At 62.8% G+C, this 26,524-nt stretch carries 22 protein-coding genes; 3 read left to right on the forward strand and 19 right to left on the reverse strand.

All coding sequences use genetic code 11. The features are described 5' to 3' along the window. Positions 1–400: 400 nt before the first annotated feature. The 4 genes from recX to ACIP02_RS24835 all read right to left on the reverse strand — a co-directional run bounded on the left by recX (position 401) and on the right by ACIP02_RS24835 (position 3,669). A complete protein-coding gene (gene recX / locus ACIP02_RS24820) occupies positions 401–871 on the reverse strand; it encodes a recombination regulator RecX (RefSeq protein ID WP_400621967.1) in 471 nt (156 codons plus the stop codon). A gap of 21 nt (positions 872–892) precedes the next feature. Further along, the gene (gene recA / locus ACIP02_RS24825) at positions 893–1,960 is read right to left on the reverse strand and encodes a recombinase RecA (protein WP_201207324.1); all 1,068 of its coding nucleotides are present in this window, start codon (positions 1,958–1,960) and stop codon (positions 893–895) included. Between the two features lie 103 nt (positions 1,961–2,063). After that, complete coding sequence (locus ACIP02_RS24830) at positions 2,064–2,546, reverse strand: CinA family protein (RefSeq protein WP_400621971.1); 483 nt, start codon at positions 2,544–2,546, stop codon at positions 2,064–2,066. Between the two features lie 55 nt (positions 2,547–2,601). Further along, complete coding sequence (locus tag ACIP02_RS24835) at positions 2,602–3,669, reverse strand: hypothetical protein (protein WP_400621974.1); 1,068 nt, start codon at positions 3,667–3,669, stop codon at positions 2,602–2,604. A gap of 187 nt (positions 3,670–3,856) precedes the next feature. Here ACIP02_RS24835 and mutS point away from each other — a divergent pair, with 187 nt between their 5' ends. Both mutS and fdxA read left to right on the forward strand, forming a co-directional pair. Continuing rightward, complete coding sequence (gene mutS, locus ACIP02_RS24840; RefSeq protein ID WP_400621977.1) at positions 3,857–6,430, forward strand: DNA mismatch repair protein MutS; 2,574 nt, start codon at positions 3,857–3,859, stop codon at positions 6,428–6,430. 140 nt (positions 6,431–6,570) lie between these two features. Next, positions 6,571–6,894, forward strand: a complete 324-nt coding sequence (gene fdxA, locus ACIP02_RS24845) for a ferredoxin FdxA (RefSeq protein WP_400621980.1) — start codon at positions 6,571–6,573, stop codon at positions 6,892–6,894. Between the two features lie 623 nt (positions 6,895–7,517). Here fdxA and rpoS read toward each other — a convergent pair. The 8 genes from rpoS to ACIP02_RS24885 all read right to left on the reverse strand — a co-directional run bounded on the left by rpoS (position 7,518) and on the right by ACIP02_RS24885 (position 14,805). Further along, a complete protein-coding gene (gene rpoS / locus ACIP02_RS24850; protein WP_003252351.1) occupies positions 7,518–8,525 on the reverse strand; it encodes an RNA polymerase sigma factor RpoS in 1,008 nt (335 codons plus the stop codon). Positions 8,526–8,633: 108 nt separating this feature from the next. Then, positions 8,634–9,491, reverse strand: coding sequence for a peptidoglycan DD-metalloendopeptidase family protein (locus ACIP02_RS24855; protein ID WP_201207334.1), 858 nt, complete (start codon positions 9,489–9,491; stop codon positions 8,634–8,636). 222 nt (positions 9,492–9,713) lie between these two features. After that, positions 9,714–10,352, reverse strand: a complete 639-nt coding sequence (locus tag ACIP02_RS24860; RefSeq protein ID WP_003252348.1) for a protein-L-isoaspartate(D-aspartate) O-methyltransferase — start codon at positions 10,350–10,352, stop codon at positions 9,714–9,716. Between the two features lie 35 nt (positions 10,353–10,387). Continuing rightward, positions 10,388–11,137, reverse strand: a complete 750-nt coding sequence (gene surE / locus ACIP02_RS24865) for a 5'/3'-nucleotidase SurE (protein ID WP_400621985.1) — start codon at positions 11,135–11,137, stop codon at positions 10,388–10,390. Next, positions 11,125–12,183 (reverse strand): tRNA pseudouridine(13) synthase TruD, encoded by a 1,059-nt coding sequence (gene truD / locus ACIP02_RS24870; protein WP_400621988.1) that lies wholly within the window; start codon positions 12,181–12,183, stop codon positions 11,125–11,127. The genes surE and truD overlap by 13 nt, the downstream gene beginning before the upstream one ends. Beyond that, the gene (gene ispF / locus ACIP02_RS24875; protein ID WP_400621991.1) at positions 12,180–12,653 is read right to left on the reverse strand and encodes a 2-C-methyl-D-erythritol 2,4-cyclodiphosphate synthase; all 474 of its coding nucleotides are present in this window, start codon (positions 12,651–12,653) and stop codon (positions 12,180–12,182) included. The genes truD and ispF overlap by 4 nt, the downstream gene beginning before the upstream one ends. Positions 12,654–12,829: 176 nt before the next feature. Next, entirely contained in the window at positions 12,830–13,684 is an 855-nt protein-coding gene (gene fghA, locus ACIP02_RS24880) for an S-formylglutathione hydrolase (protein WP_400621994.1), read from the reverse strand. Between the two features lie 8 nt (positions 13,685–13,692). Then, complete coding sequence (locus ACIP02_RS24885; RefSeq protein WP_016485227.1) at positions 13,693–14,805, reverse strand: S-(hydroxymethyl)glutathione dehydrogenase/class III alcohol dehydrogenase; 1,113 nt, start codon at positions 14,803–14,805, stop codon at positions 13,693–13,695. A 107-nt stretch (positions 14,806–14,912) separates the two neighbouring features. On the opposite strand from ACIP02_RS24885, the gene ACIP02_RS24890 reads away from it, so the two are divergent. After that, a complete protein-coding gene (locus tag ACIP02_RS24890; protein ID WP_400621997.1) occupies positions 14,913–15,809 on the forward strand; it encodes a LysR substrate-binding domain-containing protein in 897 nt (298 codons plus the stop codon). Positions 15,810–15,949: 140 nt separating this feature from the next. Here ACIP02_RS24890 and ispD read toward each other — a convergent pair whose 3' ends face one another. The 7 genes from ispD to dnaE form a co-directional block, all read right to left on the reverse strand. Next, complete coding sequence (gene ispD / locus ACIP02_RS24895) at positions 15,950–16,657, reverse strand: 2-C-methyl-D-erythritol 4-phosphate cytidylyltransferase (protein WP_400622000.1); 708 nt, start codon at positions 16,655–16,657, stop codon at positions 15,950–15,952. Further along, entirely contained in the window at positions 16,654–16,935 is a 282-nt protein-coding gene (gene ftsB, locus ACIP02_RS24900) for a cell division protein FtsB (protein ID WP_201203038.1), read from the reverse strand. The genes ispD and ftsB overlap by 4 nt, the downstream gene beginning before the upstream one ends. Positions 16,936–17,100: 165 nt before the next feature. After that, complete coding sequence (gene eno / locus ACIP02_RS24905) at positions 17,101–18,390, reverse strand: phosphopyruvate hydratase (RefSeq protein WP_400622004.1); 1,290 nt, start codon at positions 18,388–18,390, stop codon at positions 17,101–17,103. A gap of 199 nt (positions 18,391–18,589) precedes the next feature. Continuing rightward, a complete protein-coding gene (locus tag ACIP02_RS24910; RefSeq protein WP_400622006.1) occupies positions 18,590–20,218 on the reverse strand; it encodes a CTP synthase in 1,629 nt (542 codons plus the stop codon). A gap of 269 nt (positions 20,219–20,487) precedes the next feature. Next, positions 20,488–21,771 carry a tRNA lysidine(34) synthetase TilS gene (gene tilS / locus ACIP02_RS24915; RefSeq protein WP_400622009.1) on the reverse strand — a complete coding sequence of 428 codons (1,284 nt, stop codon included), beginning with the start codon at positions 21,769–21,771 and terminating at the stop codon, positions 20,488–20,490. A 171-nt stretch (positions 21,772–21,942) separates the two neighbouring features. Next, entirely contained in the window at positions 21,943–22,890 is a 948-nt protein-coding gene (locus ACIP02_RS24920) for an acetyl-CoA carboxylase carboxyltransferase subunit alpha (RefSeq protein WP_400622011.1), read from the reverse strand. Between the two features lie 107 nt (positions 22,891–22,997). After that, positions 22,998–26,522, reverse strand: coding sequence for a DNA polymerase III subunit alpha (gene dnaE, locus ACIP02_RS24925; RefSeq protein ID WP_400622014.1), 3,525 nt, complete (start codon positions 26,520–26,522; stop codon positions 22,998–23,000). Positions 26,523–26,524: the final 2 nt, after the last annotated feature.

A 26,524-nucleotide genomic window follows, 5' to 3' on the forward strand; every position in this document is an offset into this window, starting at 1 on the left:
TTGTAGGAGCGGGTTCACCCGCGAAGAAGCCAGCGTGGTGCATGGCACCGGCTTCGCCGGTGTTCGCGGCTGAAGCCGCTCCTACATCGATCGTGTGGGCCTGAAGCCAGCGCGGTACTTGTAGGAGCGGGTTCACCCGCGAAGAAGCCAGCGCGGTGCATGGCACCGGCTTCGCCGGTGTTCGCGGCTGAAGCCGCTCCTACATCGATCGTGTGAGCCTGAAGCCAGCGCGGTACTTGTAGGAGCGGGTTCACCCGCGAAGAAGCCAGCGCGGTGCATGGCACCGGCTTCGCCGGTGTTCGCGGCTGAAGCCATTCCCACAGGTGCCGCATAAATACCGGTAACCTGCTCTTACCCACCAAGATCGCATCAGCTTCCGGATCTGCAGCAGATCAGGCGGTCAGTAATCGTCCAGATCTCGCCCACTGAGCAAGCGGCCGATCATATCCATGGGGAAGCCCCGGTAAGCCAGGAAGCGGGTCTGCTGGGCACGGCCGCGCGGGTCGTGCGGGCGTTGCCCGGCAAACTTGCGCTGCCATACATCACACAGACGTTCGCCCCAGTCCACCTCGCTCTCGCGTAGTGCCTGCTCAATGTCAGCACGCGCCAAGCCGCGCTTACCAAGCTCTTCGCGAATGCGCGCAGGACCATAGCCAGAGCCAGAACGGTAGCGGATGAAGCTTTCCAGGTAGCGGGCTTCACTCAGCAGCCCTTCTTCGGTCAGCCGGTCAAGCTCAGGCTCAATCAGCTCATCCGAAGCGCCGCGCTGACGCAACTTGCGCGTCAGCTCGACGCGACCATGCTCACGTCGCGCAAGCAGGTCCATGGCTGTCCGCCGGATGGCGACGGGGGTGTCGAGTACGGCGGACATGTTCAGCTATCTACCGCGCAATCAATAACCGGCTTCAGCGTCAGCCACGTCGTCAGCATTGGCCTCGGCCGCAGCAGCCTTACCGGCTTCAGCAACAGCACCGGACTTCAACAACTTGTCACGGATCTGCTTCTCGATCTCGGCACCAATAGCCGGGTTTTCAGCCAGGTACTTGGCAGCGTTGGCTTTACCTTGGCCGATCTTGTTGCCCTGATAGGCGTACCAGGCACCGGACTTCTCGACCAGACCTTGAGATACACCCAGGTCGATGATCTCGCCGTTACGGTAGATACCCTTGCCGTAGAGAATCTGGAACTCGGCCTGGCGGAACGGCGGCGAGACCTTGTTCTTGACGATCTTGACGCGGGTTTCGCTACCGACCACCTCGTCGCCTTCCTTGACTGCGCCAGTACGGCGGATATCCAGACGTACCGAGGCGTAGAACTTGAGGGCGTTACCACCGGTGGTGGTTTCCGGGCTACCGAACATCACGCCGATCTTCATACGGATCTGGTTGATGAAGATGACCAGGCAGTTGGCGTTCTTGATGTTACCGGTGATCTTGCGCAGCGCCTGGGACATCAGGCGAGCCTGCAGGCCCACGTGCATGTCACCCATTTCGCCTTCGATTTCTGCCTTGGGTACCAGGGCAGCCACGGAGTCGACGATGATCACGTCAACCGCGTTGGAACGCACCAGCATGTCGGTGATTTCCAGGGCCTGTTCGCCGGTATCCGGCTGCGAAACCAGCAGGTCGTCGACGTTGACGCCCAGCTTGCCGGCGTACTCAGGATCGAGGGCGTGCTCGGCGTCGACGAAGGCGCAGGTGGCGCCGTTTTTCTGGGCTTCGGCGATGACCGACAGGGTCAGCGTGGTCTTACCCGATGATTCCGGGCCGTAGATCTCGACGATACGGCCTTTTGGCAGGCCGCCAATGCCCAGGGCGATGTCCAGGCCCAGGGAGCCGGTGGAGATGGCCGGGATGCCTTGACGCTCTTGGTCCCCCATGCGCATGACCGCGCCTTTACCGAATTGACGTTCGATCTGACCCAGGGCCGCAGCCAAGGCGCGCTTCTTGTTGTCGTCCATTGAAATCCTCACGTGTTCGACGTGGCCCTGACGGCCGCAATACCTGTATAAGTAGCCAGTATTATTCCACAGGCAAGCGCTCGCGCAAACCCCTGTTGTCGATTTACTCGGCACCAAGCTGTAACAAGCCGTCTAACGCGGCGATCACCGTCTGTCGGCGCACCGCCTCGCGGTCACCGTCGAACTGCCGCCGCTCGCTGATCATCCGGTTGCCGTCGCCCCAGGCCAGCCATACGGTGCCCACCGGCTTGGCCGGCGAACCACCGTCCGGCCCGGCCACGCCGCTCACTGCCACGGCAAAGCGCGCCCCGCTGGCCGCCTGGGCACCGCGGACCATGGCTTCGACCACTTCCTGGCTAACCGCCCCCACCTGGCCAAACAACGCTTCGGGCACCCCCAGCTGGCGGGTTTTCTGGGCGTTGGAGTAGGTAATGTAACCGGCCTCGAACCAGGCCGAGCTGCCGGGTATGCGGGTGATGGCTTCGGCAATGCCACCGCCCGTGCAGGATTCGGCAGTGGTCACCTGCGCATTGAAGCGGCGCAGGTGCTCACCCAGGCGGGTGGCAAGCGTGGTGATCGGGTCCATGTCGGGGCTCCTAGAAGGCGGCCCTCTACCCTATCACCCTGCCCCACGCCCTCGCTCAGGAAACCTGCAGGCTGCCCCGGGCAATTTCGCTGAACGCGCGCTCGTCGCGCCGGCCGAGGCGCGGCAGCCCTTCAGGCCATTCCTCGTTCCAGTCGAAACCCTCCAGCTTGCGCATGTCTTCGATTGCCGAACGCCACCAGATCACCTTGCACGCGCGCTGGTAGTCGTCACTGCTCATCACGCTGCCGTACAGCAGCTTGCGGCCGATACCCCGCAGCTCGCGCGGCACGCGCTTGAGGCTCCATTTCACCGAAAGCCGCGCCAGCCATGACGGCACCGGGCGATGCGCCGGCACCTTCAGGGCCAGGCCCGGCATTTTCGAATGGAAATGCTCGCCATGCCGGGCAAAGAAAATCTCCAGCACGGCATGCACGTATTGCTTCATCGCAAAATAATGGCTGATCACGCCGCGCGCTTCATTGACCTTCGCCCCGTGCAGCTCGAAGGAAAATGCGATCTGCTCGATGGTGTGCAGGTCACCGGTATAGGGTGTCCAGGCATCGATGCGTGGGATGGCACGCTCGGCAATACCCACATTACAGCGGGTAAAGCCCATGACACCGCTGTTGCACAACCGCAAATCATCGGCCGGGGCATTGCCCGACTCGGCCAGCCCGGCACTGAAACGCAGGTAATCGTTGCTGCACGAAGCCTCGGCCCAGTTCGCCTCCACCTCGTCGACCAGAAACTGCCCGGCATCGACTTGGCTGAACAGCTTAAGCGGCGACTGCAAGAACACCGTGTCGGTATCGATAAACACAGTCTTGTCGGCCCACTGCCCCGCCTGGGCAATGGCGCAGGCCTTGCGCCGATGGGTGTAGCCACCGTCACCGGTCCAGGTCTGCAGGGTTTGTTGGTCCAGGGTGATCACCTCCACCGGCCAACCGACAAAGGCCTGTGGCTGGTCGGTGAGCACACGGATCACCGGCAACTCCGCCGGTTTGCAGCGCGCAAGGGCAGTGAGGATGCTGAGTTTGGCCTCCAGCTGATAGATCCGGCGCTCGCCATAAAGGAGGTAGATCAGCTGTTGCTTTACATGGGGAACAGGGCTGGACACATTCATCGTGCGGGTTACGGCTGGTAGCGTTCGTCGAGGGCCGCGCATTCTAGTGGGTAACACGATTCAGCTCCACCATTGCCCGCCGGGCTGCGCGCACATGCCCCATTGCCGGCGCCTGCATCTCGTGGAAAAAGCCTGTACCATTGCCGGTTTACCCTCGCCAACCAGATCACCCGCTGTAAGGCCCTGAATGTCTGATCTCTCCGCACACACCCCGATGATGCAGCAGTACTGGAAGCTGAAGAACCAGCACCCGGACCAGCTGATGTTCTACCGCATGGGCGACTTCTACGAAATCTTCTACGAAGATGCGAAAAAAGCCGCGAAACTGCTGGACATCACCCTGACCGCGCGCGGCCAATCGGCCGGCCAGTCCATCCCCATGTGCGGGATTCCGTTCCATTCGCTGGAAGGCTACCTGGCCAAGCTGGTCAAGCTCGGCGAGTCGGTAGTGATCTGCGAGCAGATTGGCGACCCTGCCACCAGCAAGGGCCCGGTGGAACGCCAGGTGGTGCGCATCATCACCCCTGGTACGGTCAGTGACGAGGCGCTGCTCGACGAACGCCGCGACAACCTGATTGCCGCGCTGCTCGGTGACGAGCGCCTGTTCGGCCTGGCCGTGCTGGACATCACCAGCGGCAACTTCAGCGTGCAAGAGATCAAGGGCTGGGAAAACCTGCTGGCCGAACTCGAGCGCCTGAACCCGGTAGAACTGTTGATCCCCGACGACTGGCCACGCGACTTGCCGGCCGAGAAGCGCCCGGGCGCCCGCCGACGCGCGCCGTGGGACTTCGACCGCGATTCGGCGCGCAAGGCCCTGTGCCAGCAGTTTGCGACCAAAGACCTCAAGGGCTTCGGCTGCGACAAGCTGACCCTGGCCATCGGCGCCGCCGGCTGCCTGCTGACCTACGCCAAGGAAACCCAGCGCACCGCCCTGCCGCACCTGCGCAGCCTGCGCCATGAGCGGCTGGACGACACGGTCATCCTCGATGGCGCCAGCCGGCGCAACCTGGAACTGGACGTGAACCTGGCCGGCGGGCGCGACAACACCCTGCAATCGGTGGTCGACCGCTGCCAGACCGCCATGGCCAGCCGCCTGCTGAGCCGCTGGCTGAACCGCCCGCTGCGCGACCTCAAGGTACTGCAGGCACGTCAGGACTCGATCCGCTGCCTGCTCGACGGCTACCGTTTTGAAAAGCTGCAGCCGCAGTTGAAAGAAATTGGCGACATCGAGCGCATCCTCGCCCGTATCGGCCTGCGCAACGCCCGCCCACGTGACCTGGCGCGCCTGCGCGATGCCTTGGGTGCGCTGCCGGAACTGCAAAACGCCATGACCGAGCTGGAGGCGCCACACCTCGCGCGCCTGGCGGCCATCACCGGCACCTATCCGGAGCTGGCCAGCCTGCTGGAGCGGGCGATCATCGACAACCCGCCGGCAGTGATCCGCGATGGCGGCGTGCTCAAGGCCGGTTACGACAACGAACTGGACGACCTGCTGGCGATCAGTGAAAACGCCGGCCAGTTCCTGATCGACCTGGAAGCCCGCGAGAAGGCCCGCACCGGCCTGGCCAACCTCAAGGTCGGCTACAACCGCGTGCATGGCTACTTCATCGAACTGCCGACCAAGCAAGCCGAACAGGCGCCGGGGGACTACATCCGCCGCCAGACCCTGAAAGGCGCCGAGCGCTTCATCACCCCGGAGCTGAAGGCGTTCGAGGACAAGGCACTGTCGGCCAAGAGCCGCGCCCTGGCCCGCGAGAAAATGCTCTACGACGCCCTGCTGGAAACCCTGATCAGCCACTTGGCGCCGCTGCAGGACAGCGCCGCCGCCCTGGCCGAACTGGACGTGCTCAGCAACCTGGCCGAGCGCGCGCTGAACCTCGACCTGAACTGCCCGCGTTTCGTCGACGAGCCCTGCCTGCGTATCGAGCAAGGCCGCCACCCGGTGGTGGAACAGGTACTGACCACGCCCTTCGTGGCCAATGACCTGGGCCTGGACAACAGCACGCGCATGCTGATCATCACCGGCCCGAACATGGGTGGTAAGTCCACCTATATGCGCCAGACGGCCCTGATCGTGCTGCTGGCCCATATCGGCAGCTTCGTGCCGGCAGCCAGTTGCGAGCTGTCACTGGTCGACCGCATTTTCACCCGTATCGGCTCCAGCGATGACCTGGCCGGCGGGCGCTCGACCTTCATGGTCGAGATGAGCGAAACCGCAAACATCCTGCACAACGCCACCGACCGCAGCCTGGTGCTGATGGACGAGGTGGGGCGTGGCACCAGTACCTTCGACGGCCTGTCGCTGGCCTGGGCCGCCGCCGAGCGCCTGGCCCAATTGCGTGCCTACACGCTGTTCGCCACCCACTACTTTGAGCTTACCGTACTGCCGGAAAGCGAGCCGCTGGTGGCCAACGTGCACCTGAACGCCACCGAGCACAATGAACGCATCGTGTTCCTGCACCACGTACTGCCTGGCCCTGCCAGCCAGAGCTACGGCCTGGCCGTGGCACAACTGGCCGGCGTGCCGACCGTGGTGATCCAGCGTGCCCGCGAACACCTTGGGCGACTGGAAACCAACAGCCTGCCCCATGAGCAACCCCCGGCCCAAAAGGCCAAGGACGCGCCACAGGTGCCGCACCAGAGCGACTTGTTCGCCAGCCTGCCACACCCGGCCATCGAGAAGCTGGGCAAATTGCAGCTGGACGACATGACCCCGCGTCAAGCTATCGAAATGCTATATCAACTAAAGAACCTGTTATAACGGCGCCCATTACAAGCTGGTAGAATCCGCCGCGGTTTGCTGGTGCTGCAGGTTATTAGCCTGGCCTGCAGCCACATACCCGTAAACCGCGCGGCCCCGAGAGGAAGGGCCGCCGCCGTCGCCTGAGGAGAGAATTAGAAATGACCTTCGTCGTCACCGACAACTGCATCAAATGCAAATACACCGACTGCGTGGAAGTCTGTCCGGTGGACTGCTTCTACGAAGGCCCGAACTTTCTGGTCATCCACCCGGACGAGTGCATCGACTGCGCCCTGTGCGAGCCGGAGTGCCCAGCGCAAGCCATCTTCTCGGAAGACGAAGTGCCTTCGGGCATGGAGAACTTCATCGAGCTGAACGCCGAACTGGCGGAAGTCTGGCCGAACATCACCGAGCGTAAAGACGCCCTGCCGGACGCTGCAGAGTGGGATGGCAAGACGGGCAAGATTGCCGACCTGGAGCGCTGATAGCGCCCAGACGCGAAAAGGCCCCTCGGGGCCTTTTTTGTTTTTCTGCGGGCAAAAAAAGGGGCGGTTTGACCCGCCCACATTTTTTTCCGTAGTCCCTGCTTGTCCCAAACATCATCCTGATGAAATCGCTTCTTGCGATGTCCCTGGCCTTCATCCTGAAAGCCTGTGCATGTCCCTGTGCACAGTTCGAATACTAGCGGGTTCAGCTGGGCGGGCAAGCGCCGGACCTTACAAGGTATTGCCAGGGACACATTTGCTCACGGCCGAATACACGATGCTTTTCAATGAGTTGTGAAAATGCAGCATCTGGAAACGGCATTGATTGACTGAAGATTGCATAGATAGCTTACAAAACAAGTAAGCAAAGGCTTACACGCGATGTTACTGCGGTAGCGCGGTACATATTTGATATGTGTTTGGCGGGGAGATTTTGGGGGCTGCTTTGCAGCCCGATCGCGACACAAGGCCGCTCCTACAGGAGCCGCGAATGCCTGCAGGGTCGCGGTCTCTGTAGGAGCGGCCTTGTGTCGCGATCGGGGCGCACAGCGCCCCCAGCAATCTCAAAAGACACATACAAAAACGCCCCGAGTTAATCGGGGCGTTTTGCATTACAGCCTTCGCTACTGGAACAGCGACTCACTGGACAAGCCGTTCTTCTCAAGGATCTCGCGCAAGCGCTTGAGCCCTTCCACCTGGATCTGCCGCACCCGTTCACGGGTCAGGCCGATCTCCAGGCCAACATCCTCCAGGGTGCTGCTCTCATGCCCGCGCAGGCCAAAGCGGCGCACCACCACTTCACGCTGTTTGTCGGTCAATTCACCCAGCCACTGGTCGATGCTCTGCGACAGGTCGTCGTCCTGCAGCAGCTCGCACGGGTCGGTCGGGCGGTCGTCGGTCAGGGTGTCGAGCAGGGTCTTGTCCGAATCCGGGCCGAGCGACACGTCCACCGAAGACACCCGCTCGTTCAGGCCGAGCATGCGCTTGACCTCGGCGACTGGCTTCTCCAGCAGGGTGGCGATTTCTTCTGGGGAGGGTTCGTGGTCCAGCTTCTGGGTCAGCTCGCGGGCAGCGCGCAAGTAGACGTTCAGTTCCTTGACCACGTGAATCGGCAGGCGAATGGTGCGGGTCTGGTTCATGATCGCCCGTTCGATGGTCTGGCGAATCCACCAGGTCGCATAGGTCGAAAAACGGAAACCACGCTCCGGGTCGAACTTCTCGACCGCACGGATCAGCCCCAGGTTGCCCTCCTCGATCAGGTCGAGCAGCGACAGGCCACGGTTCACGTAACGACGGGCAATTTTTACAACCAGGCGCAGGTTGCTTTCGATCATGCGCTTGCGGCCGGCAGGGTCGCCTTTTTGCGACAGGCGCGCAAAGTGCACTTCCTCTTCCGGTGACAGCAGCGGCGAGAAGCCGATCTCGTTGAGATACAGCTGGGTGGCATCGAGCGCCCGGCTGTAATCGATGTACTTGTGTTGCTTGAGCGAAGAGCCCGACTTGGCCCTCGTCCGAACCGAAGATACAGCAGGTTCGTCTGACACCACATCCGTTTCCAAAACGATACCCGTCTCCATAAGGAGGACGTCATCGTCGATGTCAAACTCCGGCACTTCTTTACTGAGAGCCATTGTTATAGTCCTTTGCTGAGTTCGAACTCAGACTCGAGCGGCACCTTTTTCCCTGGCAGCGCTTGAGCCTGTCCCCTCTACGTCACAGGAACAGGCAAGGCACAACAGTCAACGACGTGGCAGGAACTGGAGCGGATCGACGGGTTTACCCTGGCGGCGAATCTCGAAATGCAGCTTCACCCGATCAGTGCCCGTAGACCCCATTTCAGCAATCGACTGCCCTGCCTTGACCTGCTGCCCCTCCCGAACCAACAGCCTGCGGTTGTGGCCGTAGGCACTGACGTAGGTGTCGCTGTGCTTGATGATGATCAGCTCGCCGTAGCCCCTTAAACCACTCCCGGCGTAAACCACCGCACCATCAGACGCAGCAAAAACAGGCTGTCCCAAATCACCGGCGATATCAATGCCTTTATTCAAACTACCGTTTGAAGCAAATTTTCCAATCAGTACGCCGTTGGCGGGCCAGGTCCAGCCGCCTACCGCGCGCTCTGCGGCCGGCACGGTCGCAGCCACCGGGGCGCTGGTGGACGCCGCCGGTGTGGCCGGTTTGCTGGTGCTGGCAGGCGTGGTGACAGTGCTGCCCACAGGCCGCCGCGTGACCGTGGTGCGGCTTGAAGAGGACGGGCTGGACACCACCGTGGTACTGCTGCCGGAGCCGCTGCTGAAACGAATCGCTTGGCCCGGGCGGATGGTATAAGGCGCCGCGATGCCGTTGCGTGCGGCCAGCTCCTTGTAGTCCCAGCCATAGCGGAAGGCGATGGAGAACAGGGTATCGCCAGGCTTGACGATGTATTGCCCCGACGTCACCGCCGGGCGCTTGGGTGCGCTGTTGTTGCGGTCGACCACCCGCGCGCTGGTGCTGCTGGTGCTCGAGCAACCCACCAGAAGCGTGCCCATGGCCAATGCAATCACCAGAAGCTTGAAACCCGACCCGTCCTTGCGCTGCCGAATGACTGTGTGACCCACCCGCGCTCCCCTCATGGTGCCGAAAAACGATATGAAGACAAGAAATGCAATATTGTTGCAATTATAACCAAGCCAGCCGGTATTGGCAGGCTGATGCAAAAGGCTGCTGCAAAGCCGCGATGCACGCCGTGAGCTAACACTTCGCCCCGCCAGATAGACAGGGCGATGCAGCAAGAATTCGCCGGCGGCGCAAAAATAGCGCCCGGCTCAAAGCGGCGCAGTTCAGGCCAACGGCCCATTGAGCAACGGCACGAAGCGCACGGCACCCAGCACGCGACGGGAGAATCCATGCTCCTCACGCACGATGAGCATCAGTTGCTGCGCTTCACCCGCTGGCCCTACCGGGATGACCATGCGGCCACCGGGGGCCAACTGGTCGAGCAGGGCCTGTGGTACTTCTGGCGCCACGGCAGTGACGATGATGCCGTTGTAAGGCGCCAGCGCCGGCCAGCCCTCGCAACCGTCGCCCCAGCGGAACACCACGTTGCGCAGGTTCAGCTCTACCAGGCGCTCCTTGGCCCGGTCCTGCAGCACCTTGATACGCTCCACCGAAAACACCCGCTCGACCAACTGGGCCAGGATCGCCGTCTGGTAGCCGGAGCCGGTACCGATTTCCAGCACCTTGTCCAATGGGCCGGCCTCGAGCAGCAGCTCGCTCATGTGGGCAACCATGAACGGCTGCGAGATGGTCTGGTTGTGGCCGATCGGCAGCGCGGTGTCTTCATAGGCGCGGTGTGCCAGCGCCTCGTCGACGAACAGGTGGCGCGGCGTGCGACGGATCACGTCGAGCACCTTGGTGTTCGACACGCCCTCTTCGCACAGGCGCTGGATCAGACGCTCCCGGGTACGCTGGGAGGTCATGCCGATGCCGCGCCGCAGCATATCGTCCTCGCGCATCAGAGCAGGCCCTCCAGCCAACCGTCGAGCTGCTCGAAGGCATCACTGAAGGTGCGGTCGAGCTGCAGCGGGGTGATCGAGACGTAACCTTGCATCACCGCATGGAAGTCGGTACCCGGGCCGCCATCCTCGGCATCACCGGCCACCGCGATCCAGTAGCCTTCCTTGCCACGCGGGTTGACCACCTTGGTCGGCGCCGCCGCCCGCGCCCGGTGCCCGAGGCGGGTAAGCTGGATGCCGCGGATGTGCTCCAGGGGCAGGTTGGGGATGTTGACGTTGAGTACGGTGCGTGGCGGCAACGCCAGGCGCGACTGTGCCTCGACCAGACGACGGGCGATATGGGCCGCCGTCGGCAGGTTGTCCGGCAGACGCGACAACAACGAAAACGCCAGCGAGGTGCCGCCGAGGAAGCGGCCTTCCAGCGCTGCGGCAACCGTACCCGAATACAGCACGTCATCACCCAGGTTGGCGCCAAGGTTGATCCCCGACACGACCATGTCCGGCGCATGCGGCAACAGCCCATTGAGCCCCAGGTGCACGCAATCGGTCGGCGTGCCGTTGAGGCTGATGAAACCATTGGCCAACGTCTGCGGGTGCAGTGGCCGGTCCAGCGTCAGCGAACTGCTGGCGCCGCTCTTGTCTTGTTCCGGGGCAATTACCGCGCACTCGGCGTAATCCGCCAGCGCAGCGTGCAGCGCGGCGAGGCCGGGTGCGGTAACACCGTCGTCGTTCGAAATCAGAATACGCATGGGCTGTCCGTCTGCCCTGCCGACACCAGATCCACGACTTCACGCACCACCACGGTGGCGAAGCATCCGGCCGGCAGGACGAATTCCAGTTGCAGGATATCAGGCTCGGGATAATGCCACGTCAGGCCGCCAATAGGGAGCCGCAGAATGCGCCGTTCGTGATCCATGCCCGCCTGGGCCAGCCACTGGCAAAGTGCCGGCTGGCGTGCGCCGACGGTGTTTTCCAGCTGCGCCGTGGCGCCGGCGGCAGGCGATGCACCCTCGCCCCACATCGGGCCAGTCGGGTGCAGGTCGAGAATCGCCAGGCGCGGGTCGGCACATTCCGCCTCGCCGGCCGGGAAGAAACTGCGGCTGTCAGTGAATGCCAGCAGGTCGCCGACCTGGGCCTGGTTCCAGCTGCCTTCGGCGACACGTGCCGCCAGCACTTGGTTGAACAGGTAGCTGCGCCCGGCCGACAGCAGCCGCGAACGTACGTTGCGCTGCTCGGGCAACGCTTTGCGCGCGGCCCAATCGAGGGCGTCGTGGACGTTGCCACCGCCGTGGCCGAAACGCTGGGTGCCGAAATAGTTGGGCACACCCTCTTGCTTGAGCTGCGCCAGGCGCGCATCCAGGGCCTGGTGATCGGCGGCCAGGGCAGTCAGGCGCAGGGTGAAGCCATTGGCCGAATGCGCGCCACGTTGCAGCTTGCGCTGGTGACGCACCTGCTTGAGCACTCGCAGGGTGGCGTCCTCGGCACGCGACAGGTCCGGGTCGGCCTTGCCTGGCAGGTGCAGGCTGAACCACTGGCGGGTCAGCGCCTGGCGGTCCTTGAGCCCGGCGTAGCTGATGCTGCGCACCGGCACGCCAGCGGCGCGGGCCAGGCGGCGTGCGGCCTCTTCGGTGTTCAGGTCACGTTTCTCGACCCACAGCCACAGGTGCTCACCCTGGCCCGACAGCGGGATGTCGAGCACTTCGTCGACCTGGAAGTCTTCAGCCACTGCCTTGAGGACGGCGGTGCCCAGTGCTTCGCCCGATGCGCGCGGGCCCAGCAGTTCCAGTTCGGTCATGCTGGCAGCAGCAGGGCGACCGCATGCACGGCAATACCCTCCTCGCGGCCACAGAAGCCCAGTTTCTCGGTGGTGGTGGCCTTGACGTTGACCTGGTCGAGCTCGACCTGCAGGTCTTCGGCGATCAGCTGGCGCATGGTTTCGATGTGCGGGGCCATTTTCGGCGCCTGGGCGACGATGGTGGCATCGACGTTGCCGACCTTCCAGCCCTTGGCCTTGACGACAGCGACCACGTGACGCAGCAGCACGCGGCTGTCGGCGCCCTTGAATTGCGGGTCGGTGTCGGGGAAATGCTTGCCGATGTCACCCAGCGCAGCTGCGCCAAGCAAGGCATCGCTCAGGGCGTGCAGCAGCACATCGCCATCGGAATGGGCCAGCAGGCCGAATTTGTGCGGGATACGCACCCCGCCCAAGGTAATGAAATCACCGTCGCAGAAACGGTGCACATCGTAGCCGTGGCCAATACGCATAAGAAAACGCCCTGAATTTGTCAGGGCGTGATTCTACCTGCTTTAGCCGCCATTGGGGCCGCCGTTGTAGGAGCGGGCTTGCCCGCGAAGCACGCGCCGCGGTGCCTGGCACCGGCTGCGCCGGTGTTCGCGGCTAAAGCCGCTCCTACACAGGACGAAGAAGCCGAAGCTATGCGTTATACCCGCCCCAACGCCACTGCATGGTGGCGTAGGTGCTCTTCAATGAAGCTGGCAATGAAGTAGTAGCTGTGGTCATAGCCAGGCTGCAGGCGCAGGGTCAGCTCATGGCCGCCTTTGCGTGCCGCCTGCTCCAGCGCTTCGGGCTTGAGCTGCTTCTCGAGGAAGTCATCACGGTCGCCCTGGTCCACCAGTACCGGCGGGCACTGCCCAGCAGGCGTCTCGGCCAGCAGCACGCTGGCATCCCACTCACGCCAGCGTGCACGGTCTTCACCCAGGTAACGGCTGAAGGCTTTTTCGCCCCACGGGCAATCCATCGGGTTGCTGATCGGCGAGAACGCCGACACCGAGCGATAACGCCCCGGGTTGCGCAAGGCGCACACCAACGCACCATGCCCACCCATGGAATGCCCGCTGATGCTGCGTTCGGCCGAGGCCGGAAAGTGCGCCTCGATCAGCGCCGGCAACTCCTGCACCACATAGTCGTGCATGCGGTAGTGCTGGGCCCAGGGTTGCTGGGTGGCGTTGAGGTAGAAGCCGGCACCCAGGCCAAAGTCCCACGCGCCATCAGGGTCGCCCGGCACCTGCTCGCCACGCGGGCTGGTGTCGGGGGCGACGATGATCAGCCCCAGCTCGGCGGCCAGGCGCTGGGCGCCGGCCTTCTGCATGAAGTTTTCATCGGTGCAGGTCAGGCCGCTCAGCCAGTACAGCACCGGCAGCTTCTCGCCCTGCTCGGCCTGCGGCGGCAAGTACACGGCAAACACCATGTCGCAACCCAGCACCTTGGAGTGATGCCGGTAACGCTTGTGCCAGCCGCCGAAGCTTTTCTGGCAGGAGATGTTATCCAGGCTCATGGCGTACCTCAGAAGTGGATTACGCTGCGGATGCTCTTGCCTTCATGCATCAGGTCGAAAGCCTTGTTGATGTCTTCCAGGCCCATGGTGTGGGTGATGAAGGTATCGAGCGGAATCTCGCCCTTCTCGGACATTTCCACGTAGCTTGGCAGCTCGCTGCGGCCACGCACGCCGCCGAACGCCGAACCGCGCCAGACGCGGCCAGTTACCAACTGGAACGGGCGGGTAGCGATTTCCTGGCCGGCACCGGCCACACCGATAATCACCGACTCACCCCAGCCCTTGTGGCAGCATTCCAGGGCGGCGCGCATCAGTTGCACGTTGCCGATGCACTCGAAAGAAAAGTCCACGCCACCGTCGGTGAGGTCGACGATCACTTCCTGGATCGGGCGGTCGTAGTCTTTCGGGTTGATGCAGTCGGTGGCACCCAGCTGGCGGGCGATCTCGAACTTGGCCGGGTTGATGTCGATGGCGATGATGCGCGCGGCCTTGGCCTTGACCGCACCGATCACGGCGGACAGGCCGATGCCGCCGAGGCCGAAGATGGCCACGGTGTCACCCGGCTTGACCTTGGCGGTGTTGAGCACCGCACCGATGCCGGTGGTAACGCCGCAGCCCAGCAGGCAGACCTTTTCCAGCGGTGCTTCTTTCTGGATCTTGGCCACCGAGATTTCCGGCAGCACGGTGTACTCGGAGAACGTCGAGGTACCCATGTAGTGGAACAGCTGCTGGCCCTTGTAGGAGAAGCGTGTGGTGCCGTCCGGCATCAGGCCCTTGCCCTGGGTGGCGCGGATGGCCTGGCACAGGTTGGTCTTGCCCGAGAGGCAGAATTTGCACTTGCCGCATTCCGGGGTGTACAGCGGGATCACGTGGTCACCCACGGCAACCGAAGTCACGCCTTCGCCTACCGCTTCGACGATTGCACCGCCCTCGTGGCCGAGGATCGACGGGAAGATGCCTTCCGGGTCGGCACCGGACAGGGTGTAGGCGTCGGTGTGGCAGACACCGCTGGCGACCACACGCAACAGCACTTCACCTGCCTTGGGCATGGCCACGTCGACTTCGACGATTTCCAGGGGTTTCTTGGCTTCGAAGGCTACAGCAGCACGGGACTTGATCATCAAAGGTCTCCAGACAGAGTGTCGATTCAGGCTGACAGTGTAATTCAGTACCTTTTGGTGAATAATCAGGACAAAGACAAAACATTATTGCTACACAGGGATAATCAATGAGCAGCCGCTGGGAAGGCATTGATGAATTCGTCGCCGTTGCCGAGTCGGGCCAGTTCACCGCTGCCGCTGAACGCTTGGGGGTTTCTTCGTCGCATATCAGCCGGCAGATCGCCCGGCTGGAGGAGCGCCTGCAAACGCGCCTGCTGTATCGCAGTACTCGCCGAGTAACATTGAGCGAGGCCGGGCAGACTTTTCTGCAGCATTGCCAGCGCCTGCAGGATGGCCGCGAGGAAGCCTTGCGTGCCATGGGCGACCTGGCCAGCGAGCCCAAGGGCCTGCTGCGCATGACCTGTGCGGTGGCTTACGGCGAGCGTTTCATCGTGCCGCTGGTAACGCGGTTCATGACCTTGTACCCGCAGTTGCGGGTGGATGTGGAACTGAGCAACCACACCCTCGACCTGCTGCATGAAGGCATGGACCTGGCCATCCGCCTCGGCCGGCTGACCGACTCGCGGCTGGTGGCCACGCGCCTGGCGCCACGGCGCATGTACCTGTGTGCCTCGCCGGCTTACCTGGAGCGTTATGGCAGGCCACACAGCCTGTCGGAACTGGCCCGGCACAATTGCCTGGTAGGCAGTTCGGACGTATGGGCGCTGCAGCAAGACGGCCGCGAGATCAGCCAGCGGGTGCAGGGCAACTGGCGCTGCAACAGCGGGCAGGCGGTGCTGGATGCGGCGTTGCTGGGGATCGGCTTGTGCCAGTTGCCGGACTATTACGTGCTGGAGCACCTGCACAGCGGTGCGCTGGTGTCGCTGCTGGAAGGGCATCAACCGCCGAATACTGCGGTTTGGGCGCTGTATCCGCAGCAGCGGCATTTGTCGCCGAAGGTGCGGCGCCTGGTGGATTACCTGAAGGAAGGGTTGGCGGGGTTGCCGGAGTATCGGTTGGGCTGAAGAGATGTGTTGCCTGTGCTGGCCTCTTCGCGGGTAAACCCGCTCCTACAGGGACCGCGCACCCGTTCAGGCTTGCGCTGCCCCATGCCCCATGTAGGAGCGGGTTCACCCGCGAAGAGGCCGGCACAGGAGTACGAAATTCAGCGCCGCCCGGCCCACCGCTGGCGCAACCACTCCAGGTCTTCCGGCCGGGTCACCTTGATGTTGTCGCTACGCCCTTCGACCAGCCGTGGCGCCTGACCGGACCATTCGATGGCCGATGCTTCATCGGTCACCAGCACATCCGACACCAGGCATTCAGCCAGTGCCCGGTGCAGGGCCCCAAGGCGGAACATCTGCGGCGTATAGGCCTGCCAGATGGTACTGCGGTCCACGGTAGCGCTGACCCGGCCCTTGCTGTCGGCACGCTTGAGCGTGTCACGCGCCGGCACGGCCAGCAGGCCCCCCACCGGGTCGTCCGCCAGTTCAGCCAACAACTTGTCCAGGTCGCTGCGCGCCAGGTTCGGCCGCGCGGCATCGTGCACCAACACCCAGTCGCTGTCTGCTGCCCCTTGGGCATGCAGCAGCAACAAGGCGTTAAGTACCGAGTCGGCGCGCTCGCGCCCACCCGCCGCGCGCTGGATGCGCGGGTCGCTGGCGCAGCGCAGGCCGGGCCAGTACGGGTCGTCTTCGGCAATGCTGACCACCACGCCTTTCAGCGTCGGGTGGCCAAGAAAACAGTCGAGGCTGTGCTCGAGAAGGGTCTGCCCGGCCAGTTCCAGATACTGCTTGGGGCGGTCGGCAGCCATGCGGGCACCAACGCCCGCGGCAGGAATCACGGCCCAGAAGGCCGGCAAGGTATCGATCATTTCTGTGGCAACTGGAAGAGGGTTTCACCCTCTTTGACCATCCCCAATTCATGGCGAGCCCGCTCTTCAACGGTCTCCATGCCTTTTTTCAGCTCCAGCACTTCAGCATCGAGCACGCGATTGCGCTCGAGCAAGCGCTCGTTTTCGGCGTGCTGGTCAGCAATCTGCTGCTTCAGCTCGGTCACTTGCGCCAGGCTGCCGTTGCCCACCCACAGGCGGTACTGCAAGCCCCCCAGCAGCAGGAGCAGAATAAGGAACACCCAATAGGGACTGCGCATCACGTTATCCAGGTTAAAAAGGCTGCCGTGCACATTTTACGGGGCCTCGAATAGCACGAAGCCTGGCCGAGGCCAGGCTTCGTTGACAGAAACCCGTTGGAATGTAGGAAAGTTCAGTAAGAACGTTCGTACAACTCCGGCTGCTGCCTTTTTACCATCTCTTGCTTAGCCGCGAAACTCGGCACGACCACGGTAAACCGCTTTGGCGCCCAGTTGCTCTTCGATACGCAGCAGCTGGTTGTACTTGGAAACGCGGTCGGAACGGCACAGCGAACCGGTCTTGATCTGGCCAGCAGCAGTACCCACGGCCAGGTCGGCAATGGTCGAGTCTTCGGTTTCACCGGAGCGGTGCGAGATCACTGCGGTGTAGCCGGCAGCCTTGGCCATCTGGATGGCTTCCAGGGTTTCGGTCAGCGAGCCGATCTGGTTGAACTTGATCAGGATCGAGTTACCGATGCCCTTCTCGATGCCTTCTTTGAGGATCTTGGTGTTGGTCACGAACAGGTCGTCGCCAACCAGCTGGACTTTTTCACCGATCTTGTCGGTGAGGATCTTCCAGCCAGCCCAGTCGGACTCGTCCAGGCCATCTTCGATCGAGATGATCGGGAAGCGCTCGGTCAGGCCTTTCAGGTAGTCAGCAAAGCCTTCGGCGTCGAACGACTTGCCTTCGCCGGACAGGTTGTACTTGCCGTCTTCGTAGAATTCGGAAGCCGCGCAGTCCAGGGCCAGGGTCACGTCGGTGCCCAGCTTGTAGCCGGCTTTTTCAACAGCTTCGGCGATGGCGCCCAGGGCGTCTTCGTTGGAAGCCAGGTTCGGGGCAAAGCCACCTTCGTCACCAACGGCAGTGTTCAGGCCACGGGCCTTCAGCACGGCTTTGAGGTGGTGGAAGATTTCGGTACCCATGCGCAGGCCATCGGAGAAGGTCTTGGCGCCAACCGGCTGCACCATGAACTCCTGGATGTCGACGTTGTTGTCGGCGTGCTCGCCACCGTTGATGATGTTCATCATCGGCACGGGCATCGAATACTGGCCCGGGGTGCCGTTCAGGTTGGCGATGTGCGCGTACAGCGGCAGGTCCTGATCCTGGGCAGCAGCCTTGGCGGCGGCCAGGGAAACAGCCAGGATGGCGTTGGCGCCCAGCTTGGCCTTGTTCTCGGTACCGTCCAGATCGATCATGGCGCGGTCCAGGGCCTTCTGGTCGGAAGGGTCCTTGCCCAGCAGCAGCTCACGGATCGGGCCGTTGATGTTGCCAACGGCCTTCAGCACGCCCTTGCCCATGTAACGGCTCTTGTCGCCATCACGCAGCTCCAGCGCTTCGCGCGAGCCGGTGGAAGCACCGGACGGCGCGCAAGCGCTGCCGATGATGCCGTTGTCGAGCAGTACATCGGCTTCCACGGTGGGGTTGCCACGCGAGTCGAGAACTTCACGACCTTTGATGTCGACGATTTTTGCCATTGTTGTAAGCACTCCAGAATTGACGAAAACAACGCAGCTTAGGGAATTCTTGCCTTTCACCAGGCAGGGACGCAGCAGGCAGGCCTGGCAAAAGCAACCCCTGACCGAGCGGTCAGGGGTAGATCGGGGCGTACTTTACCCGAGAAATGAGCCTTGCGCGGACTTAACCGTCGGAAAACTCATCAAAGACCTGAAATAATCAGGCCTTGTTCTTCTGGGCCAGGGCCGCCTTGACGAAGCCGCTGAACAGCGGGTGACCGTCACGCGGGGTGGAGGTGAACTCCGGGTGGAACTGGCAGGCGACGAACCATGGGTGGTCCTTGGACTCGACCACTTCGACCAGCGCGCCGTCTTCGGAACGGCCCGAGATTACCAGGCCAGCCTCAACCAGCTGCGGCAGCAGGTTGTTGTTGACCTCGTAACGGTGACGGTGACGCTCGGTGATCACATCCTTGCCGTAGCAGTCGTGCACCTTGGAACCGGCAGCCAGCTGGCAGTCCTGTGCGCCCAGGCGCATGGTGCCGCCCAGGTCGGAAGCCTCGTCGCGGGTTTCGACGGCACCGGTGGCATCGGCCCACTCGGTGATCAGGCCGACGACCGGGTGGCCGCTGTTGCGGTCGAACTCGGTGGAGTTGGCGTCTTTCCAGCCCACCACGTTGCGGGCGAATTCGATGACCGCAACCTGCATGCCCAGGCAGATACCCAGGTAGGGCACCTTGTTCTCACGGGCGTATTGCACCGCAGTGATCTTGCCTTCCACGCCACGCAGGCCGAAACCGCCTGGCACCAGGATGGCATCGGCGCCTTCGAGCAGGCTGGTGCCCTGGTTCTCGATGTCTTCCGAGTCGATGTAGCGCAGGTTGACCTTGGTACGGTTGGTGATGCCGGCGTGGCTCATCGCTTCGATCAGCGACTTGTACGCATCCAGCAGCTCCATGTACTTGCCGACCATGGCGATGGTCACTTCCTGCTCAGGGTTGAGCTTGGCATCGACGACCTTGTCCCACTCGGACAGGTCGGCACCATTGCACTGCAGACCGAAGCGCTCGACGACGAAGTCGTCCAGGCCCTGTGCATGCAGCACGCCCGGGATCTTGTAGATGGTGTCGACGTCTTCCAGCGAAATCACCGCACGCTCTTCAACGTTGGTGAACAGCGCGATCTTGCGACGCGACGAGGCATCGACCGGGTGGTCGGAGCGGCAGATCAGCACGTCTGGCTGCAGGCCGATGGAGCGCAGCTCCTTGACCGAATGCTGGGTCGGCTTGGTCTTGGTTTCGCCAGCGGTGGCGATGTACGGGACCAGGGTCAGGTGCATCAGCATGGCGCGCTTGGAGCCCACTTCGACACGCAGCTGGCGAATTGCTTCGAGGAACGGCTGCGACTCGATGTCACCCACGGTACCGCCGATTTCCACCAGGGCCACGTCAGCATCGCCGGCGCCCTTGATGATGCGACGCTTGATTTCGTCGGTGATGTGCGGGATGACCTGGATGGTCGCGCCCAGGTAATCACCACGGCGCTCCTTGCGCAGCACGTGCTCGTAGATACGGCCAGTGGTGAAGTTGTTGTTCTGGGTCATGGTGGTGCGGATGAACCGCTCGTAGTGGCCCAGGTCGAGGTCGGTCTCGGCACCATCGTGGGTGACGAACACTTCACCATGCTGGAACGGGCTCATGGTGCCCGGATCGACGTTGATGTACGGATCCAGCTTGAGCATGGTGACCTTCAGGCCCCGCGCTTCCAGGATGGCCGCCAGGGAAGCCGAGGCAATGCCTTTCCCCAATGAAGAAACAACACCGCCCGTGACGAATATGTAGCGCGTCATGAAAAACCCTAGAAGTCTGCGTTAAGGCGGCCAGCGCCGCCGGAGAAAGCGAAGGAAGGCCGAAGCCCCCGATCACCTGCGTCAATCACAGTGCATCTCGAAAAACTGCCGCGTCTGTACAGACCAGGGGTATCCCCGGCATGGAGCTCGCTCGTCATTTCCAGAATCAGCCCAGCAAAAAACTGCTTGGTAATCGGCAACTGCTGTGTTTTCGCGGAACCCACAGAAGTTGTATCAAGAAGGGAGGGTAGTCTACCGGAATGTACCCTTCAGCTCAAACCTTGCGCGTTCGTCGGTAACTGCCAATGTAACTGGCAATTCGCCTGCACCAGGCCCGGCAGGTTGGCCACCGCCAGCAGGCGCTCGCCGTGATACAGCAGCGGCAGGCGCGCGCGCAGGAAATGCGGCACGTGCAGCTCATTGAGCAGGCGCTTGAGGTCGCGCCGGCCACGGCCGGCAAGCTCGAGCATTTCGCCGCCCTGGCGGTAGGCAATGCGCAACCCGCCCAGCGGTGCTGCGCCAACAAGACGCACGGTGCCGTTGCCGGGCAGCGGCAACGGCAGGGTGGTATCGACCCAGGCCAGGTGACCAGCGGGCGGCTGCGGCCAGTCGCCACTCAACCACCAGATGCGCCCATGGCTGCGCAGCAATTGCCCATCGGCCAATCGCCAGACCGGCCGGGCATCGGCGGCGGCATCGCGCAGGTCCGCCCAACCGGCCCAGTGCCGGGTGTCAGGCAGGCGGGTGCGTTGGCTCAGCCAGTATTGCAGGGCATTGCGCTGACGGGCCGGCGACAGGGCTGTGAGCGTGGCCAGGTCGAGAGAATCCAGCCCAGCCCAAGCCACGGGTGCCCCCTCCTCCGCGAGCGCCAGGTCGTCTCGGGCAACTTCGTCCAGCAAGCCCAGCGCCTCGCCCAGGTGCCCTGCGGCACGGGCGAGGTTCTGGCTGGCCTGCGGCCAACGTTGCTGCAATTGCGGGAACACTTCACCGCGCAGGTAGTTACGGGCGAACTGTGTGTCAGCGTTTGATGGGTCTTCGATCCAGGCCAAGCCATGGGCCGCGCCGTACCCCTGCAGTTGCTGGCGGGAACAAGCCAGCAATGGTCTGACCAGGCTACCCTGCCCTAGCACCCGTTGCCCCGGCATCGCCGCCAGGCCACGCAGGCCGGCGCCACGTAGCAAACGAAACAGCAGGGTCTCGGCCTGGTCGTCGCGGTGCTGGCCGGTGAACAGGATGTCGCCTGGGCCGAGGGTTTGTTTGAAGGCGGCATAGCGGGCGTCACGGGCAGCCTGTTCGAGGCTGGCGCCGGGGGTGACCTGGACGTGGATGACCTGGAGCTCGATGCCGAGGTTGTCGCAGATGGCTTGGCAATGGGCGGGCCAGGCGTCGGCGGCAGTTTGCAGGCCGTGGTGGACGTGGATGGCACGCAGCGGGGGGGAAGAGTGATTGCGGGCGAAGTCGGCCAGCAGGTGCAGGAGGACGGTGGAGTCGAGGCCACCGGAGAAGGCGATGTACCAGGTGGGGGCGTTGAGCCAGGGGGTGAGGTTGATCATCGAACCTGCACTCATTCAAGAAAGCATTCGCGGGTAAACCCGCTCCCACAGGGATTGCGCCAATCCAACGGACTACGCTGCACCTGTGGGAGCGGGTTCACCCGCGAACACCGGCGAAGCCGGTGTCATCAACCACAAGGGCCGCACAGCGGCCCCCGGGGCAAATCAGAATCAGAGGCCGTAGCTCATCAGGCGCTCGTAACGGCGGGCCAGCAGCGCGTCGTTGTCGAACTTGCCGAGCATGTCCAGCTGCTGCACCAGGTCGGCGCGGATGCTTTCAGCCATCGTGGCCGGGTCACGGTGGGCGCCGCCCAGCGGCTCCTGGATGACCTTGTCGACGATGTTCAGGCTCTTCAGGCGCTCGGCGGTGATGCCCATGGCTTCGGCCGCGTCAGCCGCCTTGTCGGCCGTCTTCCACAGGATCGAAGCACAGCCTTCCGGCGAGATCACCGAGTAGGTCGAGTACTGCAGCATGTTCAGCTGGTCGCACACCCCGATGGCCAGCGCACCGCCGGAACCACCCTCACCGATCACGGTGGCGATGATCGGGGTTTTCAGGCGCGCCATCACACGCAGGTTCCAGGCAATCGCCTCGCTCTGGTTGCGCTCTTCGGCGTCGATACCCGGGTAGGCGCCCGGGGTATCGATGAAGGTGAGGATCGGCATCTTGAAGCGCTCGGCCATTTCCATCAGGCGGCAGGCCTTGCGGTAGCCTTCAGGGCGCGGCATACCGAAGTTGCGGCGTACCTTTTCGCGCACTTCACGGCCCTTCTGGTGGCCGATGACCATGACCGCCTTGCCGTCCAGGCGTGCGGTACCGCCCACGATGGCGGCGTCGTCAGAGAAGTGGCGGTCGCCGTGCAGCTCTTCAAACTCGGTGAAGATGTGCTCCAGGTAGTCCAGGGTGTAAGGACGACGTGGGTGGCGGGCCAGACGGGCGATTTGCCAGCTGGTCAGGTTGCCGAAGATGCTTTCGGTCAGGGTGTTGCTCTTGTCTTGCAGACGGGCAATTTCATCGCTGATGTTCAGCGAATTGTCGTTGCCCACCAGGCGCAGGCCTTCGATCTTGGCTTGCAGGTCGGCAATCGGCTGTTCGAAATCGAGAAAATTCGGGTTCATAGTCATCCGTCTTGGGTCTACGGCCAGGCGGCCGGCCGGTTGATCCGTTTGGCGCCCTACCTTAAGGGATCAGGCGCATTCAGGTCGAGATTAAATTTTTTGTCGGTTCAACGATATTGCAGGAAGACGTTCTCACGCCCGAACTGGTCACGCAGCGCCTGAATCAACCCGTCTGCCGGGTCGATCGCCCACTGCTCACCGAACTGCAGCATGGCCTTGGCGTCGCTGCCGGTGTACTCCAGGGTGATCGGGCACGCACCGCGATGGCGGGTGATCAGCTCACCCAGCCACTTGAGACGGTCGCCCTTCAGCGCTTCGTGCGCCACCTTCAGGCGCAGGCTCTCGGCCAGCTTGGTGCGTGCGTCCTCCATGGTCATTACCTGCTTCACCCGCAGGCGCAGGCCACCGGAGAAGTCGTCATTGCTGACTTCGCCCTCGACCACCACCATGGCGTCGTTCTGCAGCAAGGACTGTGCCGCGATGTAGGCGTCGGCAAACAGCGATGCCTCAATACGCCCGGAGCGGTCATCCAGGGTGACAAAGCCCATCTTGTCGCCCTTCTTGTTCTTCATTACCCGCAGGGCAATGATCATGCCGGCGATGGTCTGGGTTTCGCGTGACGGCTTTAGGTCGATGATGCGCTGGCGGGCAAAGCGGCGGATCTCGGTCTCGTACTCGTCGATCGGGTGACCGGTGAGGTACAGGCCCAAGGTGTCCTTTTCGCCCTTCAGGCGCTCCTTCAGGGTCAGCTCGCGCACCTTGCGGTGGTTGGCGTAAACATCCACATCCACGGCGTCGAACATGCTACCGAACAGGTCGACGTGGCCGCTATCAGCGGTATGCGCGGCCTGCTCAGCGGCCTTGATGGCTTCGCCCAGCGCCGATAGCAGGGTCGCCCGGTTGATGTCGATGTTGGCCTGGTAGGCCTTGATCTCATCATGGAAGTGCGGGCCCAGGCGGTCCAGCGCGCCGCTGCGCACCAGCGCATCGAGGGTACGTTTGTTGACCCGCTTGAGGTCGATGCGTTCACAGAAGTCGAACAGGTCCTTGAACGGGCCGCCTTGGGCGCGAGCCTCGACAATCGCCTCGACCGGGCCTTCACCGACGCCCTTGATGGCGCCCAGGCCGTAGACGATCCGGCCGTCGTTGTTGACAGTGAACTTGAAGTCGGAGAAGTTCACGTCCGGCGCGTCGAGGCGCAGCTTCATGCTGCGCACTTCCTCGACCAGCACCACCACCTTGTCGGTGTTGTGCATGTCCGCCGACAGTACCGCCGCCATGAACGGCGCCGGGTAGTGGGTTTTCAGCCAGGCAGTCTGGTACGACACCAGGCCATAGGCGGCGGAGTGGGATTTGTTGAAGCCGTAACCGGCAAACTTTTCTACCAGGTCGAAGATGTTACCGGCCAGGTCCGCATCGATATTGTTGGCAACGCAACCTTCGATGAAACCACCGCGCTGCTTGGCCATTTCCTCGGGTTTTTTCTTACCCATTGCCCGGCGCAGCATGTCGGCGCCGCCCAGGGTATAGCCGGCCATGACCTGGGCAATCTGCATCACCTGTTCCTGGTACAGGATGATGCCGTAGGTCGGTGCCAGTACCGGCTTGAGGCCTTCGTACTGGTAGTCGGCATGCGGGTAGGCCAGCTCGGCGCGGCCGTGCTTGCGGTTGATGAAGTCGTCCACCATGCCTGATTGCAGCGGGCCCGGGCGGAACAATGCCACCAGTGCGATGAGGTCTTCCAGGCAGTCGGGCTTGAGCTTCTTGATCAGCTCCTTCATGCCGCGCGATTCAAGCTGGAAAACTGCCGTGGTTTCGGCCTTCTGCAACAACTCGTAGGTCTTGCGATCGTCCAGCGGGATGAAGTCGATGTTGAGATCGGGCAGGTTTTGCTTGGCCTGCTCGCGGTTGATGATCTCCATCGCCCATTTGATGATGGTCAGGGTACGCAGGCCGAGGAAGTCGAACTTCACCAGGCCGGCGGCCTCGACGTCATCCTTGTCGAACTGGGTTACCAGGCCGCCGCCTTCTTCGTCACAGGCAATCGGCGAAAAGTCGGTGAGCTTGGTCGGGGCGATGACCACACCACCGGCGTGCTTGCCGGTACCCCGGGTCACGCCTTCCAGCTTCAGGGCCATGTCCCAGATTTCACGGGCGTCTTCATCGCCTTTAAGGAAGTCGCGCAGGATTTCTTCCTGCTCGTAAGCCTTCTCCAGGGTCATGCCCACTTCAAACGGGATCATCTTCGACAGGCGGTCAGCCAAGCCGTAGGACTTGCCCTGCACCCGCGCCACGTCACGCACCACCGCCTTCGCAGCCATGGTACCGAAGGTGATGATCTGGCTGACCGCGTTGCGGCCATAAGCCTCGGCCACGTAGTCGATCACCCGGTCACGGCCGTCCATGCAGAAGTCGACGTCGAAGTCGGGCATGGATACCCGTTCAGGGTTGAGGAAGCGCTCGAACAGCAGGTCATAGGCCAGCGGGTCGAGGTCGGTGATCTTCAGGACGTAGGCCACCAGCGAGCCGGCACCCGAACCTCGGCCCGGGCCTACCGGCACGTCGTTGTTCTTGGCCCACTTGATAAAGTCCATAACGATCAGGAAGTAACCGGGGAACCCCATCTGGATGATGATGTCCAGCTCGAACTTCAGGCGGTCCAGGTATACCTGACGCTTTTCTTCGTAGTTGGGTGTGGTGTCTTTCGGCCACAGCACCGCCAGGCGCTCTTCCAGGCCTTCGTGGGACACATGCCGCAGGTAATCGTCGATGCCCATGCCGTTGGGCGTGGGGAAGTCGGGCAGGAAGTACTTGCCCAGCTGTACCTGGATGTTGCAGCGCTTGGCGATCTCGACGGTGTTGGCAATGGCATCGGGCAGGTCGCTGAACAGCTCGGCCATTTCCTCGGCCGACTTCAGGTACTGTTGGTCGCTGTAGCCACGCGGGCGGCGCGGGTCGTCGAGGGTCCAGCCTTCACCAATGCACACGCGGGTTTCGTGGGCGTCGAAGTCGGCCTGCTTGAGGAAGCGCACATCGTTGGTGGCTACCAGTGGCGCGCCAAACTTGTCGGCCAGGGCCACGGCAGCGTGCACGTACTCTTCGTCGCGGGCGCGGTTGGTGCGCTGCACTTCGACGTAGAAGCGCTCGGGGAACATGCCCATCCAGTCTTGCAACAGCGCCGCCGCTTCATCGTCACGCCCCGACAGCAGGGCCATGCCAATATCGCCCTCTTTACCGGCAGACAGGGCAATCAGGCCCTCGCTGGCAGGCGCAATCCATTCACGCTGCAGGATCACCAGGCCGTTGCGTTGGCCGTCGGTCCAACCACGCGAAATCAGTTCGGTGAGGTTGCGGTAGCCCTGGGGGTCCATGGCCAGGAAGCAGATACGCGACAGCGGCGCTTCCGGGTCGGCACCGGCCAGCCACAGGTCGGCACCGCAGATCGGCTTGATGCCGGCGCCCATGGCGGTCTTGTAGAACTTGACCAGCGAGCACATGTTGCTCTGGTCGGTGATGGCCACCGCCGGCATGTTCATCCCGGCCAGCGCCTTGGCCAGCGGTTTGATCCGCACCAGGCCGTCGACCAGCGAGAATTCGGAGTGGACGCGCAGGTGAACGAAGGGAACCGACATGG

Origin of the sequence: Pseudomonas sp. NPDC089408, assembly GCF_044749445.1 — a bacterium.
In the GTDB taxonomy this organism is placed as follows: domain Bacteria; phylum Pseudomonadota; class Gammaproteobacteria; order Pseudomonadales; family Pseudomonadaceae; genus Aquipseudomonas.